General features: G+C 63.2%; 19 protein-coding genes. 9 read left to right on the top strand and 10 right to left on the bottom strand.

Annotation, left to right across the window (positions count from 1 at the left end; all coding sequences use genetic code 11):
* Positions 1-45: 45 nt before the first annotated feature.
* The gene (locus V6590_RS07335) at positions 46-339 is read right to left on the bottom strand and encodes a hypothetical protein (RefSeq protein ID WP_335421419.1); all 294 of its coding nucleotides are present in this window, start codon (positions 337-339) and stop codon (positions 46-48) included.
* On the opposite strand from V6590_RS07335, the gene uvrC reads away from it, so the two are divergent.
* Positions 298-2,169 (top strand): excinuclease ABC subunit UvrC, encoded by a 1,872-nt coding sequence (gene uvrC, locus V6590_RS07330; protein ID WP_335421417.1) that lies wholly within the window; start codon positions 298-300, stop codon positions 2,167-2,169. The genes V6590_RS07335 and uvrC overlap by 42 nt on opposite strands.
* A gap of 153 nt (positions 2,170-2,322) precedes the next feature.
* Here the strand turns inward: uvrC and V6590_RS07325 are convergent, their stop codons facing one another.
* The 7 genes from V6590_RS07325 to V6590_RS07295 all read right to left on the bottom strand — a co-directional run bounded on the left by V6590_RS07325 (position 2,323) and on the right by V6590_RS07295 (position 9,164).
* Positions 2,323-2,676 carry a 4a-hydroxytetrahydrobiopterin dehydratase gene (locus V6590_RS07325; RefSeq protein WP_335421415.1) on the bottom strand — a complete coding sequence of 118 codons (354 nt, stop codon included), beginning with the start codon at positions 2,674-2,676 and terminating at the stop codon, positions 2,323-2,325.
* Positions 2,673-3,284, bottom strand: coding sequence for a glutathione S-transferase family protein (locus V6590_RS07320; protein WP_335421413.1), 612 nt, complete (start codon positions 3,282-3,284; stop codon positions 2,673-2,675). Before V6590_RS07320 ends, V6590_RS07325 begins: the two co-directional genes overlap by 4 nt.
* A gap of 56 nt (positions 3,285-3,340) precedes the next feature.
* Positions 3,341-4,528 carry a GNAT family N-acetyltransferase gene (locus V6590_RS07315; RefSeq protein ID WP_335421411.1) on the bottom strand — a complete coding sequence of 396 codons (1,188 nt, stop codon included), beginning with the start codon at positions 4,526-4,528 and terminating at the stop codon, positions 3,341-3,343.
* Between the two features lie 106 nt (positions 4,529-4,634).
* Positions 4,635-5,405 carry a glycerophosphodiester phosphodiesterase family protein gene (locus tag V6590_RS07310; RefSeq protein WP_335421410.1) on the bottom strand — a complete coding sequence of 257 codons (771 nt, stop codon included), beginning with the start codon at positions 5,403-5,405 and terminating at the stop codon, positions 4,635-4,637.
* Positions 5,405-5,863 (bottom strand): RidA family protein, encoded by a 459-nt coding sequence (locus tag V6590_RS07305; protein ID WP_335421408.1) that lies wholly within the window; start codon positions 5,861-5,863, stop codon positions 5,405-5,407. Before V6590_RS07305 ends, V6590_RS07310 begins: the two co-directional genes overlap by 1 nt.
* A gap of 86 nt (positions 5,864-5,949) precedes the next feature.
* Positions 5,950-7,269 (bottom strand): HlyD family type I secretion periplasmic adaptor subunit, encoded by a 1,320-nt coding sequence (locus V6590_RS07300; protein ID WP_335421726.1) that lies wholly within the window; start codon positions 7,267-7,269, stop codon positions 5,950-5,952.
* A gap of 146 nt (positions 7,270-7,415) precedes the next feature.
* Complete coding sequence (locus V6590_RS07295; RefSeq protein WP_335421406.1) at positions 7,416-9,164, bottom strand: type I secretion system permease/ATPase; 1,749 nt, start codon at positions 9,162-9,164, stop codon at positions 7,416-7,418.
* Between the two features lie 198 nt (positions 9,165-9,362).
* Between V6590_RS07295 and V6590_RS07290 the strand changes: the two genes are divergently transcribed.
* Together V6590_RS07290 and V6590_RS07285 are read left to right on the top strand one after the other, a co-directional pair.
* Positions 9,363-10,100 carry an MlaA family lipoprotein gene (locus V6590_RS07290; RefSeq protein WP_335421403.1) on the top strand — a complete coding sequence of 246 codons (738 nt, stop codon included), beginning with the start codon at positions 9,363-9,365 and terminating at the stop codon, positions 10,098-10,100.
* A gap of 6 nt (positions 10,101-10,106) precedes the next feature.
* Positions 10,107-10,706, top strand: a complete 600-nt coding sequence (locus V6590_RS07285) for an MlaC/ttg2D family ABC transporter substrate-binding protein (RefSeq protein ID WP_335421401.1) — start codon at positions 10,107-10,109, stop codon at positions 10,704-10,706.
* A 42-nt stretch (positions 10,707-10,748) separates the two neighbouring features.
* On the opposite strand, the gene V6590_RS07280 is transcribed toward V6590_RS07285, so the two are convergent.
* A complete protein-coding gene (locus V6590_RS07280) occupies positions 10,749-11,810 on the bottom strand; it encodes an NAD(P)/FAD-dependent oxidoreductase (RefSeq protein WP_434063236.1) in 1,062 nt (353 codons plus the stop codon).
* Positions 11,811-11,858: 48 nt separating this feature from the next.
* Between V6590_RS07280 and mnmC2 the strand changes: the two genes are divergently transcribed.
* From mnmC2 to V6590_RS07250, 6 genes are all read left to right on the top strand, one after another.
* On the top strand, positions 11,859-12,551 hold the full coding sequence (mnmC2, locus tag V6590_RS07275; RefSeq protein WP_335421399.1) for a tRNA (5-methylaminomethyl-2-thiouridine)(34)-methyltransferase MnmC2: 693 nt from the start codon (positions 11,859-11,861) through the stop codon (positions 12,549-12,551).
* The gene (locus tag V6590_RS07270; RefSeq protein ID WP_335421398.1) at positions 12,548-13,441 is read left to right on the top strand and encodes a DMT family transporter; all 894 of its coding nucleotides are present in this window, start codon (positions 12,548-12,550) and stop codon (positions 13,439-13,441) included. The genes mnmC2 and V6590_RS07270 overlap by 4 nt, the downstream gene beginning before the upstream one ends.
* Positions 13,438-14,325, top strand: coding sequence for a DMT family transporter (locus V6590_RS07265; RefSeq protein WP_335421396.1), 888 nt, complete (start codon positions 13,438-13,440; stop codon positions 14,323-14,325). Before V6590_RS07270 ends, V6590_RS07265 begins: the two co-directional genes overlap by 4 nt.
* Positions 14,326-14,619: 294 nt before the next feature.
* Positions 14,620-15,828, top strand: coding sequence for an HlyD family efflux transporter periplasmic adaptor subunit (locus V6590_RS07260; protein WP_335421394.1), 1,209 nt, complete (start codon positions 14,620-14,622; stop codon positions 15,826-15,828).
* Positions 15,825-16,997: an FtsX-like permease family protein gene (locus V6590_RS07255; protein WP_335421392.1), complete on the top strand. Its 1,173-nt coding sequence runs from the start codon at positions 15,825-15,827 to the stop codon at positions 16,995-16,997. The genes V6590_RS07260 and V6590_RS07255 overlap by 4 nt, the downstream gene beginning before the upstream one ends.
* 7 nt (positions 16,998-17,004) lie before the next feature.
* Positions 17,005-17,703: an ATP-binding cassette domain-containing protein gene (locus V6590_RS07250; RefSeq protein ID WP_335421389.1), complete on the top strand. Its 699-nt coding sequence runs from the start codon at positions 17,005-17,007 to the stop codon at positions 17,701-17,703.
* A 32-nt stretch (positions 17,704-17,735) separates the two neighbouring features.
* Here V6590_RS07250 and V6590_RS07245 read toward each other — a convergent pair whose 3' ends face one another.
* Positions 17,736-19,226: a SulP family inorganic anion transporter gene (locus V6590_RS07245; protein ID WP_335421386.1), complete on the bottom strand. Its 1,491-nt coding sequence runs from the start codon at positions 19,224-19,226 to the stop codon at positions 17,736-17,738.
* Positions 19,227-19,284: the final 58 nt, after the last annotated feature.

Below are 19,284 nucleotides of genomic sequence, written 5' to 3'. Positions count from 1 at the left end.
GACCGCGACGAGTTGTCCACTTTTCGCACTGCGTTTACGAAAACGTCAAGAAAGTCTTGATTTTTCAGGTGCTTGCCAATTGTGCAATTTCTTTTCTTTCAGAATCAATGCATTATAAATCTGCACAAAAATTAGGCAGCGCAACGAAACCAGCCAAAAACAAGGAAAATCTGCCGGGTTCCAGATTTTCTCCGCATAGTTATCCACAGAAACTGGGGAAAGCTTTCCTCTTGCCCCCGCCCCGGTATCATTGCAGCCAAGGGGCGGGAATCGATGCAGCCGGGATGAGGGATTTTCGTGCAGGATGATGCGCTGCCAGCGCCGGGAAAAACCGGGCATGAGGTCATTCAGGACTATCTCAAGACGCTGGACGGATCGCCCGGCGTCTATCGCATGCTGAACGCTGCGAACGAGGTGCTCTATGTCGGCAAGGCCCGTAATCTGAAGGCGCGTGTGTCGAATTATGCGCGCCCTTCGGGCCATTCCGGGCGCATCGCGCGGATGATCTCGGAAACCGCCAGCATGATGTTCCTGACAACCCGCACCGAGGTGGAAGCGCTGCTCCTGGAACAGAACCTCATCAAGCAGTTGAAGCCGCGCTACAACGTGCTGATGCGGGACGACAAGTCCTTTCCCAATATCCTGATCCCCACGGGCCACCCCTTCCCGATGATCCGCAAGCATCGCGGAAAACGATCGGACAAGGGCCGCTACTTTGGACCCTTCGCCAGCGCGGGCGCGGTGAACCGCACGCTGAACCAGTTGCAACGGGTCTTTCTGCTGCGCACCTGTTCCGACACGATGTATGCCGGGCGCAGTCGGCCTTGCCTGCTGTATCAGATCAAGCGTTGTGCCGGGCCCTGTGTCGGCAAGATATCCGAAGCCGATTATGCCGCGCTGGTGGACGATGCCAGCCGGTTTCTGGAAGGCAAATCCACCAGCGTTCAGGCCGATCTGGCAAAGGCCATGGCCGAGGCGGCCGAGGCGATGGAATATGAACGCGCCGCAGCCCTTCGCGACCGGATCAAGGCGCTGACCGCCGTGCAGACAGCGCAAGGGATCAACCCGCGTGGCGTGGCCGAGGCAGATGTGGTCGCGCTGCATCTGGACGGCGGGCAGGCCTGTGTGCAGGTGTTCTTCATCCGCGGCAATCAAAGCTGGGGCAACAAGGATTTCTATCCCAAGACCGGCGCGGGCGCGGAAGAGGCGGAAATCCTCGAAGCCTTCCTCGCGCAATTCTATGATGAGAAAGAGCCGCCCCGCCTGATCCTGCTGTCGCATCCGGTGGAAAACGAGGATCTGGTCACGGAACTTCTGTCGGATCGTGCAGGCCGCAAGGTGGAACTGGCCGTGCCGCAGCGGGGCGAAAAGGCCGAGCTGGTCGAAAACGCCCATCGTAACGCCCGCGAAAGCCTGGCCCGGCGCATGGCCGAAAGCTCCACCCAGAACAAATTGCTGCAAGGTTTGGCCGAAGCCTTCGATCTGGAGGCCCCGCCGAAACGGATCGAGGTCTATGACAACTCGCACATTCAGGGCGCGCATGCCGTTGGCGGCATGATCGTGGCGGGGGCCGAAGGGTTCCTGAAAAGCCAGTACCGCAAGTTCAACATCAAGGGCGAGGCGGGGGCGCAGGGCGATGATTTCGGCATGATGAAAGAGGTGCTGACGCGCCGCTTCGAACGGTTTCTGAAGGAAGACCCCGAACGCAAGACCGAACTATGGCCCGACCTGCTGCTGATCGACGGTGGCGCCGGGCAGGTGTCCGCCGTAGCCGAGATCATGGCAGAACTGGGCATTGATGATCTGCCTTTCATCGGCGTGGCCAAAGGGGTGGATCGGGACCATGGCAAGGAAGAATTCCACCGCCCCGGCGAGCCCCCCTTTGCCCTGCAACGTAACGACCCGGTCCTGTATTTTGTGCAGCGCCTGCGCGACGAAGCCCATAGATGGGCCATCGGCGCGCATCGGGCCAAGCGCGCCAAGGCCACCACAGCCACACCGCTGGACGAAGTGCCGGGGGTAGGAGCAACCCGGAAACGGGCGCTGCTGGCGCATTTCGGCAGCGCCAAGGCCGTAGCCCGCGCGGCAGTCGAGGATCTGATGGCCGTCAACGGGATTTCCGCAGCGATGGCCCAGCAAATCCACGATTTTTTCCATGACAGGGGATGACAGATACACCGACCAGCGCCTCGGATCTGGATATCCTTCCTTGGCATTGGCGTAGGCCGGGCAGCAAACAGCCCGATTTATGTGCGCTGTTGTGATCCACACTGTCAGAAACTTTGGCGCATGCGTTTCAAAGTCGTCCGACTGTCCTTTCGATCACCGCGTCTGACAGGCGCAGACCAATGGATCGTCGGGGCCCAGCACCGTGGCCGCCCCGGCCAGACGGTCCATTTTCTGCGCCAGCGCCAAATCCAGCGCCGAAAGCCCGTCACAATCATGGGTGACCAGCGTCACATCCACGATATTGTAGACATTGCGCCATTCCGGGTGGTGATTGGCCTTTTCACAGGCCAGCGCGACGCGGGACATGAATCCCCAGGCATCCGAGAAGCTGCGAAATTTCCAGACCTTGCGGATCGCATCGCGGTCAGCCAGCACCTGCCAGCCAGTTGCGGTCAGCGCGGGCAGCGCGTCTTGCCGCTCTGCCCCGGTCAGGCGCGCGGCGGTCATGGTTTGGGCCCCAACAGGGCATCATCGGCCGCCTTGGCGCGCAGGGCGGCCGGGCGCGCGGTGATCCGCGCGGCATAATCCGCCAGCACCGGATCGGCGGGCAGGGTGCCGAATTGCAGGCCCCAGCTGATCTGCGATCCGACGTAAACATCAACCGCAGTGAATTGCGATCCAAGGAAATAGGGCTGCCCCGCCAGATGGCCGGACAGTGTGGCCACCACCTTTTCCAGCGATCCATAGCCGACCATGCCGCGCCGTTCGGCAGGCACAACCACCTGCAATGCAGCATTGGTCACCGCCGCTTCCAGCGGCCCGGCCCCAAAGAACATCCAGCGATAGAACCCGGCGCGATCTTCGGGCATCAGCCCGGCTTCGGGGAAAGCATCGGCCAGATAGGTGCAGATTGCCGCGCCTTCGGTGACCACGCGGTCGCCATGGGTCAGCGCGGGTACCTTGCCCATCGGGTTGATGGCCAGATAGGCCGGTTCCTTCATCGTGGTGGCATAATCCAGCACCACCACCTCATAGGGCTGGCCGGTTTCTTCCAGCATCCAGCGGGCAATCCGCCCACGCGACATCGGGTTGGTGTAAAGCGTCAGTCGGTTCATGGCGGCACCTCTTTTGGGCAGGGTTGCATGATTGCGTCGGCTTGACCAGCCACAGGTCATTCGGCCCCGTCTTGCGGGCCGGGGCCACGGCGGAAGGGGCCGTAGGCGGTCATCACTTCGATCTCTTCGCCTACAGCTGCGGCCTCACGTTGCAGGAAATCCCTGACAGCAGCCCGAAACCCCGGATCGGCGATCCAATGCATCGAATGGGTGGCCACCGGCAGATAGCCGCGCGCCAGTTTGTGTTCGCCCTGTGCCCCCGCCTCGACCCGGGGCAGGCCGTGGGCGATGGCCCAGTCGATCGCGCGGTGATAGCACAGTTCGAAATGCAGGCAGGCGTAATCCTCGATGCAGCCCCAGTAGCGGCCATAAACACAATCGCGCCCGATGAAATTCAGCGCCCCCGCCACGGGCCGGTCTCCATCGCAGGCCAGAAACAGCAGCACATCATCGCGCATGTCGCGTTGCAGCGCGTCAAAGAAGGCGCGGGTCAGATAGGGCTGCCCCCATTTGCGCGCGCCGGTATCCTGATAGAAGGCCCAGAAGGCCTGCCAGTGTTCGGGGCGCAGGGCATCGCCGGTCAGGGTCTGGATGGTCAGCCCATGGCCATTGGCGATTTCACGCTCCCGCCGCAGCGCCTTGCGCTTGCGCGAAGCCAGCGTGGCCAGAAAATCCTCGTAACAGCCATAACCCTGATTGTGCCAATGAAACTGTTGGCTGATCCGGGGCATCAGGCCAAGCGTCGGGGCTTCTGCCGCCTCGTCTTCGGTGCAGAAGGTGATGTGCAGCGATGACAGACGGTTGCCGGCCGCGATCTGGCACAGCGCCTGCACCAGCCCGGCGCGGCCTTCGGCTTCATGCCCAGGCCGGGTCAGAAGACGGCGGCCCGTCACCGGGGTAAAGGGCACCGCCACCTGCAGCTTGGGGTAATAGCGTCCGCCTGCGCGGCCATAGGCCTCGGCCCAGCCGTGATCAAAGATGTATTCCCCCTGACTGTGGGATTTCAGGTAAAGCGGGGCGGCGGCAATCAGGTGCCCGGCGCGGTGCAGCAGCAGAGGCCGCGCTGTCCAGCCGGTGCCCGGCCCGACCGAGCCCGAGGTTTCCAGTGCGGCCAGAAACCGATGGGTCAGAAACGGGTCAGCGGGCCGCCCACCCCCCGGATTGGCCAGCGCATCCCAATCGGCAGGGGCCACATCCAGAATGCTTTCGGCCAGTGTTGCTTCATCAGGGGCGGCTTCGGTCACGGGGGCCTCGTATCGGCGACAGGGGACGCGCGGGCGATTGCGCCAAAGCTGGCCGGGGCTGGGCGAAAGTCAAGGCAATGCCCTGCCCCTTCCTGCTGCGGCGCAGTCAGGGGCGTGCCGCCAGATAGCCTTCGAAAGTCACGTTCTGGGCATAGCGCCGCGCTTCGGCCTCGGCCTCGGGGCTGCGGATCGTCCAGCACAGGATGGCGGCCCCCTGCGCCTTCAGTTCGGCCACGCGCGGGCGGGCGAGGTCTTTGGCCTCATGGCTGATGAAACAGGCCCCGACCCGGTCGTAATCGGGGATCGCCCGCAGATGATCGCAGATCGCAGGCGGCAGTGGTGCATAGCCTTCGTAATCATAGGCCCCGGTGGTCAGCCCACGCGGCAGGCCGGGGCACAGCCGGGACAGTTCGGCCACGCTGTCGGGATTGAACGACATCAGGGCCACCGGCCCGGCATAGCCCGCCAGCGCGGTGGCCGTCGCCTGTTCCAGCGGGCCAATGCAGCCCCCCGGGGTCAGCGTCTGGTCCTTCACCTCGATCAGCAGCGGCACCTGCCCGGCGACAAGCTGCAGCACCTGCGCCAGCGTGGGAATGCCGTCCTCGGCATCGGTCAGCCGGATCGCGCCAAGATCATCGGCGCTGTGATCCTTGACCCAGCCAGTCGCCCCGGTCAGCCGGTCCAGCCGTTCATCGTGAAAGACCATGGCAACGCCATCGGCAGAAAGCTGCAGGTCAATTTCGATGCCATAGCCCGCCGCCACTGCCGCACGAATGGCGCCGGGGCTGTTTTCGGGCCGCCCTGCCGCGCGATCATGCAGCGCCCGATGCGCAATCGGCAGATGCAGGAATGCGGGGGGCAGGGCGGGGTTCTGCATCAGGCGATCTCGAAAATCGCGTCGATTTCCACGGCGACGCCCAGTGGCAGCGAAGGCGCGGAAACTGCCGCGCGGGCATGGCGCCCGGCATCGCCCAAAACGGCAACCATCAGGTCCGATGCGCCGTTGATCACCTTGGGCTGATCCACGAAGTCGGGGGTAGAATTGACAAATCCCACCAGCTTCACCAGCCGGGTGACCCGGCCAAGATCGCCGCCACAGGCCTTCTTGGCCTGCGCCAGCAGCGAAATCGCGCAGCGGCGGGCCGCTTCGGCGCCCTGCTCCACCGTCATGTCGGCCCCCAGCTTGCCCTTGATCGGGCCGTTTTCATCGGCGCTGATCTGGCCGGACACATGCACCAGATTTCCGGTGATGACATAGCCCACATAATTGGCCACCGGGTTCGGCGGCTCGGGCAAGGTGATACCGAGTTCGGCAAGACGGGCGTCGATGGACATGGGGCCTCCTGTTGCTTTGCGCCAAAGGCTAGCCGCAAGCGAAAGGGGCGGCAAGGCCGCCCCCGACGCAATCCGGCATCTGCGCATCAATCTTCGCGGAAGGCGCGGTTGAAGTAATCGGTAAAGGGTTTCAGCAGATAGGCCATCGGCGAGCGGTCTTCGGTCTTGATGAAGGCCTCGACCGGCATCCCCGGCAGCAAAACCAGATCCTTGAGCTTTTCCCGTTCGCCCGGTTCCAGCACGATTTCCGCGCGATAATAGCTCATCTGTGTGGCCTGATCCTGCAGCGCATCCGCCGATACCACCGATACCCGGCCCAGAAGTTCCGGCGTCGTGCGGGAATTGAAGGCCGAAAACATCAGCTTGGCCGGCTGGCCCGGATAGACCTGATCAATGTGCAAGGGCGAGACCTGCGCCGCGATCACCAGCGGGCGATCCTGCGGGATCAGATACAGCACCGGATCGGCAGGGCGCAGCACCGCGCGCGGGGTGGTGACCTGCAGGCCCAGCACGATGCCGGACACCGGCGCGCGGATTTCCAGCCGCGAGATGCGCTCGATCAGGGCGCGGCGGCGTTCCGCCAGTTCCAGTTCCTGAAAGCCGATGTCGCGCAGCTGGGTATTGGCCTCTTCCCGGCGCGTGGCGGCAAGCCGAAGGATTTCCAGCTCGATTTCCGAAATGCTTTCCTCGGCCTGCGCGCGCGAGGCCGCGAGTTCGCCCACCTGCCCCAGCATCCGCGCCTCTTCGCGCCGCAGTGCCAGCACGCGGCTGGATTGGGCGAGCCCCTTGTCCAGCAAAGCCTGCTGATCGGCCAGTTCTTCCTGAATGAGCGCAAGCTGGCTTTTCAACGCATCGGCCTGCGCCGTGATGCCATTGATCTGGCTGTTGACCTGTGCCCTGCGTTCGCCCAACTGCTGGGTCTGTTTCGCCAGCGTGTCGGCCCGCGCATCGAACAGATGCACCTGCCCCTGCATCTGTTCCACCACGTCGGGCCGGTCTTTCGACACCGCGATCAACTCGTCAGAAAAGGTGATCTCGGTCGCGTCATCCCGCTCGGCGCTCAGCCGGGCGCGGCGGGCCATCAGTTCGTAAAGCTGGCTTTCGACAATGGCCAGTTCGGGCTGCAGCACCGATCCATCCAGTTTCAGCAGCAGATCGCCTGCCTTCACAGTATCGCCTTCCTGTACGGCAATCGCTTCGACCACACCGCCATCAGGATGCTGCACCACCTGCCGGTGGCTTTCCACTTCGATCTGGCCAGAGGCGATCACCGCCCCCGCGATATTGCTGGATACGGCCCAGACGCCAAAGCCGCCGACCAGCACGGCAAGCGTCAGCAGCCCGGCGATGACCTGCCGCCGGGCCGACCATTCGGGCCGCGCAGGGCCGCCCGGCGCTGCCCCCATTGCCATGCCAGCCGGAAATCCGGCAGGCAGGCCTGCAGGTGTTGCCGCCACTGGTGGTGCAGCCGGGGCCGGTTTGCGATCCACCGCCGTTTCGGCCGCCTTGGCCGGTACGGTTGCCCCTTTTTCCGCGCTGGAATTGGCTTCGGTCATGTCACGCCTCCGGGGCCGGTATTCTTCACAATTTCGGTGTGGTTCTTCACCATCTCGCGCAGCACCTGATCGCGCGGGCCAAAGGCGCGGCGGGTGCCGTCCTCCATCACCATCAACAGATCACATTCCTGAATGGCGGCAGGACGGTGCGCCATGATGAGAATGGCGCAGCCTGCCGCCTTCATCTGCTTGATCGCCTCGTTCAGCGCCATCGACCCTTCGTTGTCGAGGTTCGAGTTCGGCTCGTCCAGCACCATGATGACCGGATCGCCATACATGGCGCGCGCCAGCCCGATGCGCTGGATCTGCCCGCCCGACAAACGCCCGCCCAAGGCCGAAACCCGGGTGTCATAGCCTTCGGGCAGCTTGACGATCATGTCATGCGCGGCAGCCTTCTTGGCGGCCTCCACCACCTTCAAACCGTCGGGCGTGCCCTTCAGGCGGGCGATGTTCTCGGCAATCGTGCCTTCGAACAGCGTCACACGCTGCGGCAGATAGCCCACATAACTGCCCAGAACATCCGGGTCATATTGATCAAGCGAAGCCCCATCCAGCCGCACCTTGCCGCCCGCCGGGCGCCACGACCCGATCAGCGCCCGTGCCAGCGTCGATTTGCCCGATCCCGACGGCCCGATCACGCCAAGTGCCTGCCCGGGGGCCAGCACGAAATTCACCATGCGCAGCGTGGCATAGGCCTCGCCCGGGGGCACCACGGTCAGGTTTTGCGCCTCCAGATGGGCCTTTGGGCGGGGCAATTGGGTGCGCGCTTGTTCCTGCGGCACACGAGTCAGCAGTTCTGCCAGACGATACCAGCCCTCCTGCGCGCGCTGCACCACCGACCATTGGCCCACGGCCATTTCGATCGGGGCCAGCGCCCGGCCCATCAGGATCGACCCGGCAATCATCGCCCCGGGTGACAATTCACCTTTCAGCACCAGCAGCGCCGCCAGACCCAGCATGGCCGATTGCAGGAACTGGCGGAATGTCTTGGTCAGCGTGGAATAGCTGCCGCCCAGATCCGCAGCCGACATGGTTTCCCGCAGCGCCACGGTCCGTGCCCGCTGCCAGCGGTCAAAGCCCGCCTGTTGCATACCCAAAGCCTGCACGACCTCGGCCTCGGCCTTCAGATTGTCGGCAATGCGATCCGCCGCGATCGAGGCACTGTTGGCCTTCTGCATCGGCTGTTTGGTGACACGCTGGTTCATGATGGTGACCACCACCAGAATGATTCCGCCGATCACCGACAGCCAGCCCATCCAAGGATGGAAGATGAACACCGCCAGAATGAACAGCGGCGTCCAGGGAATATCGAACACAGCCAGCAAAACGGGCGAGGCCAGAAACCGTTGCACCGATTCCAGATCGCGCTGCGCCGCCGTTGCGGCAGGATCGGAAGGGGCCACCTGCATCCGCTTCAGCGCCGCTTCGAATACCCGACGCTCCAGACGTGCCTGAAAGGCCGCACCAACCCGCGCCATGATGCGCCCGCGGACATGGTCCAGCACGCCCATCACCAGAAACAGGAAGATCAGCAGCAGCGTCAGTGCCAGAAGTGTGGCCTCTGACCGGCTGCCCAGCACCCGGTCATAAACCTGCAGCATGTAAAGCGGGCCGGTGAACAGCAGCAGGTTGAAGAATACGCTGAACAGAAAGACGACCAGCAGCAGCCCGTTCGCCTCTCGTCGGGCGGCCCGCAATTCCGCAAGCCCGGGGGTCACATTCAACCCCGTCTCGTTCCTGCTCATCCTGTGCCACTCCTTCCGAACAAATCCGCGTGAACCACGCCCTATCGTGAATGTGGCGTCACAAGGAAGCCACGCTTTGCAATTGTCAACGCCATTCAACCGGCTTATCCCTTGCCTTCCGGCACGGGACACTATGGTTAGCCCGCAATCGCGGGGCACGGTAGGCAGATCGAAATGCGTTTTTCACCAAGTTTTGCAATGTTGCACAAAAAAGGCACTTTGGGCGTGATTGTTTCGCTTCTGGTGTCGGCCTGTGCCGCCCCTCAGCCTGCCGCCGCCCCGTATGACCCTTACGAGGGCACGAACCGCGCGATGCACGCTGTCAATCGCGGGATCGACCGTGCCTTGGTGCGCCCGACGTCCAAGGTGTATGGCTTTGCGCTGCCCAAACCAGCCAAGCTGGGTATTTCGAATTTCGCCGGCAATCTCGATCTGCCGGGCGATGTCGTGAATGGCATCCTGCAGGGCGATGGCGAGGCGGCGGCCAACAATACCCTGCGCTTTGCGCTGAACAGCACCCTGGGGCTTGCCGGTCTGTTCGATCCGGCCAGCGCCCTGGGTCTGACCCATGACAAGACCGATTTTGGCGAAACCCTTCATGTCTGGGGGATGGCAGAGGGGCCTTACGTCGAACTACCGGGCCTTGGCCCCTCGACCGTGCGCGACACGCTGGGCACGGTGGTGGACATTGCGGCCAATCCGGTCAGCCTGATCCTGCCAACCCCGGAAAAATACTATGCCACGGCAACCAAGGTCGGCTCCCGGCTCGGGGATCGCGACCGTTTTGCAGAAACCATAGATTCGGTGTTGTATGATTCCGCCGATAGCTACGCGCAGGCGCGCCTGCTCTATCTGCAGAATCGCCGGTTCGAGCTTGGCCAGACTTCGGCGGATACCGCCGCCAGTGACGATTTCATCGACCCTTATGCGGAGTGATGTGAGATGACCCAATTCAGCCGCCGCGCCTTTGGCGCATCCTTCATGGCCGGTGCGGCCCTGTCCATGCTGCCGCAAAGCGCTGCCGCGCTTGATCTGGCGTCGGCCCGGGCGCTGATCGACCGGGCAATCGGCGATGTGAACAGCGTGATCAATTCCGGCAAATCGGAACAGGCGATGTATGGCGACTTTGAACGCATCTTCGCCAAATACGCCGATGTTGCGGCGATTGCCCGGTCGGCCCTTGGTCCTGCTGCCCGCTCGGCTTCGCCCGCGCAGATGAAGGCCTTTACCAAGGCCTATCAGACCTATGTCAGCCGCAAATACGGACGCCGCTTCCGTGAATTCATTGGCGGCAAGATTGAGGTGGTCGATGCCAAGCCGCTGAAAAGCTATTTCGAGGTGATCTCGGTGGCGAAACTGCAGGGCGAAGCGCCGTTCGATCTGCGCTGGCATGTGTCGAACAAGTCTGGCCGTGATCTGTTCTTCAACATCATCATCGAAGGCGTGAACATGCTCGCCTCGGAGCGCGAAGAAATCGGTAACCTGCTGAAAAAGCAGAAGGGCGATATCGATGCGCTGATTGGCGCGCTGGCCACGGCCTGAACAATTCGCCCGCCCTGCAAACAGGGCGGGCCACGTCAGGGATCAGCGCAGGCTGTCCTCAACCCTGAACCCATCCGGAATCCCATCGCGCCCCTCCAGCATCAGATCGGCCATCACGGCGGCCACGCCGGGGGCCATGCCAAAGCCGATCTTGAACCCGCCATTGGCGATGAAATGCCCGGGCCGCCCCGGCCAGCCGCCCAGAATCGGCGCGCGGCTCCGGGCGCGGGGGCGGATGCCTGCCCAGCGTTCGACCACCGGCGCTTCGGTCAGCGCAGGCACCAGCGCGCGGGCGCTGTCGATCAATGCCTCAAGCTGATCATCCACGGCATCGGCAGTCGCCCAAGTGTTTTCGCTGGTCGATCCCACCGCCACCGTGCCATCGGCATGGGGCACCAGATGCAGCCCACCCGCGTAAAGCTGGGGTTGATCTGCCACTGCCAGTTGGAACGCCGCTGCCTGCCCCTTGACCCCCGATCCGACCGGACGGCCCAGGGCCAACCCGAGTTCGGTCAGCCCCTGCCAGCCGGTCGCATGCAGAACCAGCCCGTGATCCGGGGCATCGCGCCCCTCGATCACTTCGGCCCCCAAGGCGCGCAGCGCCGCCACCAGCGATGCCGCCGCCTGACGCGGTGACAACCGGGCCGACAAGGTGTCGTGGATCAGAACCCCCGTGGGACTTGCGGGCTCCCATGCAGCCCCGGAGGCGGGCACCACCCGCCAGACTGCCGCGCCCCGCCACAATTCGCCGGCCGATCCGGCCCGCCTTTCGGCCTGCGCCACGGCCGCCGCATCGGCCAGCGGCTGTAACCGGCCCGACCGGGCATAGCCCGGATCGTGCCCGCCTGCGGCTGCAACGCCAGCCCAGAACGCCTCTGCCGCCAGCAGGCTTTCCAGTTGGAACTGTTTCTTCGGGTTCCAGTTTTCCGGCATGTGTGGTGACAATGCGCCAACCAACCCGCCCGTGGCCCCGGCAGCCACTCCGGCGGGATCAATCAAGCGCAACCGCGCGCCGCGCCGGGCCAGTTCATAGGCGCAGGCCAGACCGAAGATGCCGCCACCCCGCACCGTGATCTCGGGAACCGTCATATCCTGCCTTGCCATTTCCGCGTCCTTTCCCCAGTGTCGCGCCGAATTCAAAGGACAAAACCCATGCCATCCGATCCCGGGGCCGAGCTTGATTGGCGCGACGGCGTGATACCCGTCTCGACCCGGTTTGACGACCCTTACTTCAGCCTGAATGACGGGCTGGCCGAAACACGCCACGTCTTTCTGCAGGGCAACCGGCTGGCCGATCGGCTCTGCGACGGGTTCCATGTGGCGGAACTGGGCTTCGGCACCGGGCTCAATCTGCTTGCGCTGCATCTGCTGTGGTCCGGGCTGCGCCGCCCTGGCACCCTGCGTTTCACCAGTTTCGAAGCCTTCCCGATGACCGCCGACGATATGGACCGCGCGCTGCGGCATTTCCCCGAGGCCCATGCCGCAGCCACCCCGATGCTGGACCAATGGTCCCGCCCCGATGAAGGCCTTTGCCGGATCGAGCTGCCCGGCCTTTCGGCACGGATCATCCTTGGCGATGCCCGTACCACCCTGCCACTTTGGCAGGGCCGCGCTGACGCCTGGTTTCTGGATGGCTTTTCCCCCGCCAAGAACCCCGAGCTTTGGGCGGCAGACCTGATGGCCGAGGTCGCCGCCCATACCGCCCCCGGTGGCAGCTTTGCCACCTACACCGCCGCAGGCCATGTGCGCCGCGCGCTGGAGACGGCAGGTTTCGCTGTCACCCGCGCGCCCGGCCACGGACGCAAGCGCCACATGAGCACGGGAACCCTGCGGGGCTTGGCATGACAGAACAGAATACCCGCCGGGGCATCGCCCTGATGATTGCCGCCGTTTTTGTCTTTGCCCTGCAAGACGGGTTTTCACGCCATCTGGCCGGGGCCTATTCGGTGCTGATGATCGTGATGATCCGGTATTGGGCCTATGCGGGGTTTGTGACCCTGCAGGCCGCGCGCCGCCCCGAGGGGTTCCGCGCCGCAATCCGAACGGCCCACCCCGTGCTGCAACTGGCGCGCGCCGCCCTGCTGGTGGGCGAGATCTGTGTCATCGTCTGGGGCTACACGCTGATCGGGCTGATCGAAAGCCATGCGGTCTTTGCCATCTGCCCCTTGCTGATCGCGGGCCTGTCCGGGCCCGTGCTGGGCGAAAAGGTGGGCTGGAAGCGCTGGTTGGCCATCGGCATCGGCATGGCGGGGGTCATGGTCATCCTGCGCCCGGGATCGGGGGTCTTCACGCTTGCTGCGCTGTTGCCGCTTGCGGCGGCGCTGATGTTCGCGCTTTACAGCCTGCTGACCCGCCTGACCTCGCGCCGCGACAGCAGCTTTGTGAACCTGTTCTGGTCGGGCATCCTTGGCGCGGGCATGATGACAGCCCTTGGCCTGCCATTGTGGGAACCGATGACCGGCACCGACTGGGTGCTGACTGTGGTCTATGCCGCGCTGGCGACCTTTGGCCATTGGCTGCTGATCCGCTGCTATGCCACGGCCGAGGCCAGCGCGGTTCAGCCCTTTGCCTATCTGCAGATCGGCTTTGTCAGCGTCATCGGTATTCTGGTCTATGGCGAAACACTGCGCCCCGAGGTCGTGATCGGCACGATCATCATCGTGGCGGCAGGCTTGTGGATGCTCTGGCAGGCCCGATCTGAACAAAGCCCGACCCTGCAGAGCCGCACGACATGACCCGCGCCCCCCAGAATACCGGGCTGGGCATCCTGCTGATGTCGGCCACCTCATTTGTCTTTGCAGTGCAGGATGGCATCTCGCGCCACCTGGCCGGCGAATACAATGTGCTGATGGTGGTGATGATCCGCTTCTGGTTCTTTGCCGCCTTTGCGCTCGCCCTTTCGGCGCGGCAGCCCGGCGGGATCGTGGGGCAGCTGCGTTCGCGCTTCCCGATGCTGCAACTGGCGCGCGGGCTGATCCTGATTGTCGAAATCTGCCTCATGGTCCTGGCCTTCGTGAAACTGGGCCTGATTGCCAGCCATGCGGTGTTTGTCAGCTATCCGCTGATCATTGCCGCTTTGTCCGGGCCAATTCTGGGCGAAAAGGTTGGTTGGCGGCGTTGGTCGGCCATTGGTGTGGGCTTTGTTGGCGTTCTCATCATCCTGCAGCCTGGCACGGCAGTCTTTTCGCCCTGGGCGGCACTGCCACTGCTCTGCGCGGTGATGTTTGCGCTGTATGGCCTGCTGACACGCTATGTCGCGCAGGGCGATGCGACCGGAACCAGCTTTCTCTGGACTGGCCTTGTGGCCGCAATCGCCATCACCGGGCCGGGCCTGTGGTATTGGGAGCCGGTCAGTGCGACCGACTGGCTTTGGATGGGCGCGCTTTGCCTGACCGGGATCACATCGCATTACATGATGATCAAGGCCTATGAGGTGGCAGAGGCTGGCGATATTCAGCCCTTCGCGCTGTTGCAACTGGTGTTCATCGCGCTGATGGGCCTGACACTGTTTGGCGAAACGCTGGCCCCCAATGTGGTGATCGGCGCGGCACTGGTCATGGCGGCGGCGCTTTTCACCCTGTGGCGCGCCCGGGTGGTGGCCCGCCGAGGCAAATCCTGAACAGCCGCCCCCGCCAGAACCGGCCCGGGCGAAAGCCGGCCCCTGTGGCGCAAAGCTGACAGGACGGATAACTTGCAACTCACATCTGACTTTAATTCCGCCATTCTGATCTGGATCAAGCGTCAGTCAGGCGGAATGGCCTATGCAGACCCGGCCAAGGCATATGCGTGACCAAATGCAACCTTTGACCAAAACCGTTCCAGGCGGGCTGACAAGCACCCAAATCTGCCTGCAAATTCCTGCGACGGAAACGCTGCGCCATGGCGTTTGTCTGGCGCCAAGCCGAGAGTATCCATGACAGACCCAGCCAAGCCTGACCTGCCGCTCGAACTGCCCCTGTCGCCGGATCGGGCCGCACCCGGACGCCGCTGGTTTCGCAAACGCTATTTGCTGGTGTTTCTGATCCCTGTCTTCCTGTTTTCGGGCGCAGTTCTGGGGATGTATTTCCAGCCGCCAGGCCTGCAGAAATTCTATGCCCTTACTGGGCTGCAGCCGGGCGGCGGGTCTGACACGCCCATCGCGATTCCGCCCGACATCGACCTGCCCCCCAAGATGGCCGCAACCATGTTGCCCACCGATGTCGTCGGGCTTGCGCGGCTGATGCCGCGGGGGGATGTGTCGGTCGTGGCAGCGCCCTTCGGTGCCGGGGATGCGCGCGTGGCCGAGGTGCTGGTGGCGATTGGCGACCGAGTTGAAAAGGGCACTGTTCTGGCGCGACTGGACAACCGGGTTGCGCTGGACAGCGCCGTCCTGATGGCCGAGGCCGCCCTGGCTGTGCGCGAGGCGACCCTGATGCAAATTCGCGCCACGGTTCAGGCCAGCCGGGATGAGGCGCAGGCCGCATTGGATCAGGCCATCGCAAATGCGACCGAGGCCGAAGCCACGCTGGCGCGGACCGAAGCCCTGTTTGATCGCAAGATCGCCACCGAAGCCACGCTGGATTCGGTCAGAACTGCCGCCGAGGGGGCGCGGCTTGCGGTGATCCGGGCGCAAGCTACCCTGACGCGCTATGCCGCCCTTGCGCTGGATGAACAACCCGATGTCATCGTGGCACGCCGCAATCTGGAGGCAGCGGAGGCCGATCTTCAGCGCGCCAAACTGGATCTCGCGCGATCCGAGGTTGTCGCACCGATTTCGGGCACAATACTGGATATTCACGCGACGCCGGGCCAGCGGCCACCGGCCGAGGGGATCATGGAAATGGGCGATACCAGCCAGATGATGGCCGAGGTGGAGATCTGGCAGGATCGGATCACCGCCTTGCGCACCGGTCAGGCGGTGGAATTGGCCGCGACCGCGCTTGGCCACTCGTTGCGGGGCAAGGTTGACAGCATCGGGCTGATGGTTGGGCGGCAGGGTCTGATTTCGGATGATGCCGCCGAAAACAAGGATGCCCGGGTGATCCGGGTTCTGGTGGCACTGGATGCGCCCTCGTCCGATCTGGCCTCCCGCTTCACCAATCTCGAGGCGATTGCGCGGATCGACACCAAGGCCGCACCATGATCCGGATCCTTCATGCGCTGTTCGGGCGGTTGCCGATCGGCTGGTTGCAACTGACGCATAACCGCCCCCGCTTTGCGGCCGCACTGGCCGGTGTGGCCTTCGCCAATGTGCTGGTCTTTGTGCAACTGGGCATCATGAACTCGATGGCGGCTGCGACCTATCGGCCCTACAAACTGTTTCAGGCCGATGTGATGATTTCGGCAGAAGACGCCAATTCCCTGACGGATGGCGGAAATGTTGCGCGGCAATGGCTGTTGCAAGCGATGGCCGACCCGGATGTGACCGACGGGATGGGGCTGTTTCTTGCCAATGCGGCATGGGACCGGGGGGCGAAGGACATCAGCCTCACCACCTTTGGCATCGATCCGGCCAAGCCCGGATTTCTGGCGACCGAAATTACCGCCGAAATCAACTTCCTGAAGGTCAAGGATGCGGCACTGCTGGACCGGCTGGCCCGGGGATTGAACAGGGATGAGGCGGCGGCAGTGCGCCCGCAATCGCCGCTGACATTTGAAACACAGGGCCGCACCATCACGGCCTATACCACTTTTGCCGGTGGCGGAGGTTTCAGCGGCGATGGCTACATGCTGGTGTCCGACCAGACCTTTCTGTCATTGTTCCCGGCCCGCAGATCGGCGGCCCCGGACCATATTCTTCTGTCGCTGCGCCCCGGCGCCGAGCCTGAGGCCGTGATCCGGCGGCTGAAAGTCTTGATCTCTGATCCCGGTCTGCGCATCCGCAGCTATTCCGATGCGGCGGCCGAGGATCTGCGCTATCAGCAGACCAAACGCCCCACCGGCATCATCTTCGGTTTCGGGGTGCTGATCGGTGTGCTGGTCGGAATCGTGATCGTTTATCAGGTGCTGTCCACCGATGTGTCAGACCATCTGCGGGAATATGCCACCTTCAAGGCCATGGGCTATGCGCCCGGGTTCTTTCTTGGAATTGTCCTGGAGGAGGCGCTGGTTCTGGGCCTCATGGGTTTCATCCCCGGGCTGACCCTTGGCAGCTTGATCCTGAAACTGATGGGGATGATGACCAATCTGCCCTTGGCCATGACCTTTTCCATGGCCTTTTCGGTGTTTGTGGGCACGGTGGTCTTTTCGGCCCTGTCCGGGGCGATCGCCACCCGCCGATTGGCTGCCGCCGATCCGGCCGATCTGTTCTGAGGGCAAGATGGAGCACGACACCATTGTCGAAATCCACAGCCTGAACCACTGGTTCGGCAAGGGCGAGGCCAGCAGACAGGCGCTGTTCGATGTGAACCTGACTTTGAAACGTGGCAGTCTGACCGTGCTCATGGGGCCGTCAGGATCGGGCAAGACCACATTGCTGACGCTGATCGGATGCCTCCGGTCGGTTCAGGATGGTTCGGTGCGGCTTCTGGGGCAGGAGCTGAACGGCGCAACCGATGCGCATCTGACCGCCCTGCGGCGGCGGCTCGGGTTCATCTTTCAGGCACATAACCTGCACGAAAGCCTGACTGCTGCCCAGAACGTGATGATGGGGGTGCAGGTGCAGGGCAAGGTGGCGAACCGGCTGGCAAACCAGGCCGCAACCCATGTGCTTGGCCTTGTCGGTTTGTCGGATCGGGTCAACTATCTGCCCGCCAATCTGTCAGGCGGGCAGAAGCAGCGGGTGGCTGTCGCGCGCGCGCTGGTTGCCAACCCTGCTTTGGTTCTGGCAGACGAGCCGACGGCCGCATTGGACAAGGACAGTGCGGCAGATGTGGTGGAATTGCTGAAGCGCATGGGCAAGGCGCGTGCCACCACGACCTTGCTGGTCACCCATGACAACCGGATCCTTGACGCCGCCGACCGCATCCTGACGCTGGAAGACGGTCGCATCATCCGCGTCGAGGAAAGGGCGAAATAGGGGCGGCGCCGCTGCGCCCCCCCTTTGTCCCGTCAATGCGCCATCAGCTTGTCCAGCGCATCCGGCTTTCCATGAATGGCCAGCTTGTCAACGATGGTTTCAGACGCTTCGTTCATACCGATGATCTCGACCCCGACCCCGGCACGCCGGAATTTCAGCACGACCATATCCAGCGCCTGAACTGATGAAATATCCCAGATATGGGCATGGCTGACATCAATATTCACCTTGTCCAATGCCTCGCGGAAGTCGAACGCCGCCGCGAAATCCTCGACCGAGCCGTAGAATAGCTGCCCGATGATCCGATAGGTCCGTACACGTCCATCCGGCGACAGCGTCGATGTGACGGCAAACAGTTGCGCGATCTTGCTGGCGAAGAAGATGCCCGACAACAACACCCCGACCAGAACGCCGATGGCAAGGTTATGGGTATAGACCACGGAGACCACCGTCGCGATCATCACGGCAGAGGATGACCGCGGGTGACGGGTCAGGTTTCGGATGGAGGCCCAGGAAAAAGTGCCGATCGACACCATGATCATGACTGCGACCAACGCAGGCATCGGGATCTGCGCAACCCATTCCCCCAGAAAGACCACCAGTACCAGAAGCACCGCGCCCGCCGTAAAGGCCGACAGCCTGCCCCGCCCGCCCGATTTCACATTGATCATGCTTTGCCCGATCATCGCGCAACCAGCCATACCGCCGATGAATCCGGTCGCGGTGTTGGCAATCCCCTGACCGATACATTCCTGATTACGGTCGGATTTCGTGTCAGTCAGTTCATCCACAAGGTTCTGGGTCATCAGGCTTTCCAAAAGGCCGACGACAGCGATGGCCATGGAATAGGGCAGAATGATGAACAGGGTTTCCAGCGTGAACGGCACATCGGGGATCAGGAAAACCGGCAATGTATCGGGCAATGCCCCCATGTCACCCACCGTGCGCACATCCCAGCCGAAGGTCAGCGTCAGGGCTGTCAGAACCAGGATGGCGACCAAGGGGGATGGGACGGCCTTGGTGACATAAGGCAGCAGATAGATGATGCTGAGGCTGGCCCCGACCAGAACATAGGTCAGTCCGTTGACCAGCCGGGGATCAAGCTCGGGCAGCTGGGCAAGGAAGATCAGGATGGCCAGCGCGTTTACAAACCCGGTCATCACGGATTTCGACACATAGCGCATGACGAAGCCAAGCTTCAGAAGGCCCATGGCGATCTGGATCAGCCCGGTCAGAACCGTGGCGGCCAGCAGATATTGCAGCCCGTGATCGCGCACCAGGGTGACCATCAGCACAGCCGTCGCGGCGGTCGCAGCGGAAATCATGCCGGGCCGCCCGCCGACAAACGCGATCAGCACGGCGATGGAAAAGCTGGCATAAAGCCCCACTTTGGGGTCAACGCCCGCAATAATGGAAAAGGCAATCGCCTCGGGGATCAAAGCCAAGGCAACGACAAGCCCAGCCAGCAGATCGGCACGGATATTGCCAAACCACTGGGCTCGGTAAGCATCGAATGAATTCATTTCTGGGTATCCTTATTGGCGCGATGCTGGATGATCGCGCCAAGATTTGATCCGGCTA

This window comes from Gemmobacter denitrificans, from assembly GCF_036964905.1.
In the GTDB taxonomy this organism is placed as follows: domain Bacteria; phylum Pseudomonadota; class Alphaproteobacteria; order Rhodobacterales; family Rhodobacteraceae; genus Gemmobacter; species Gemmobacter denitrificans.
This window is presented reverse-complemented; position numbering and strand designations above follow the sequence as displayed.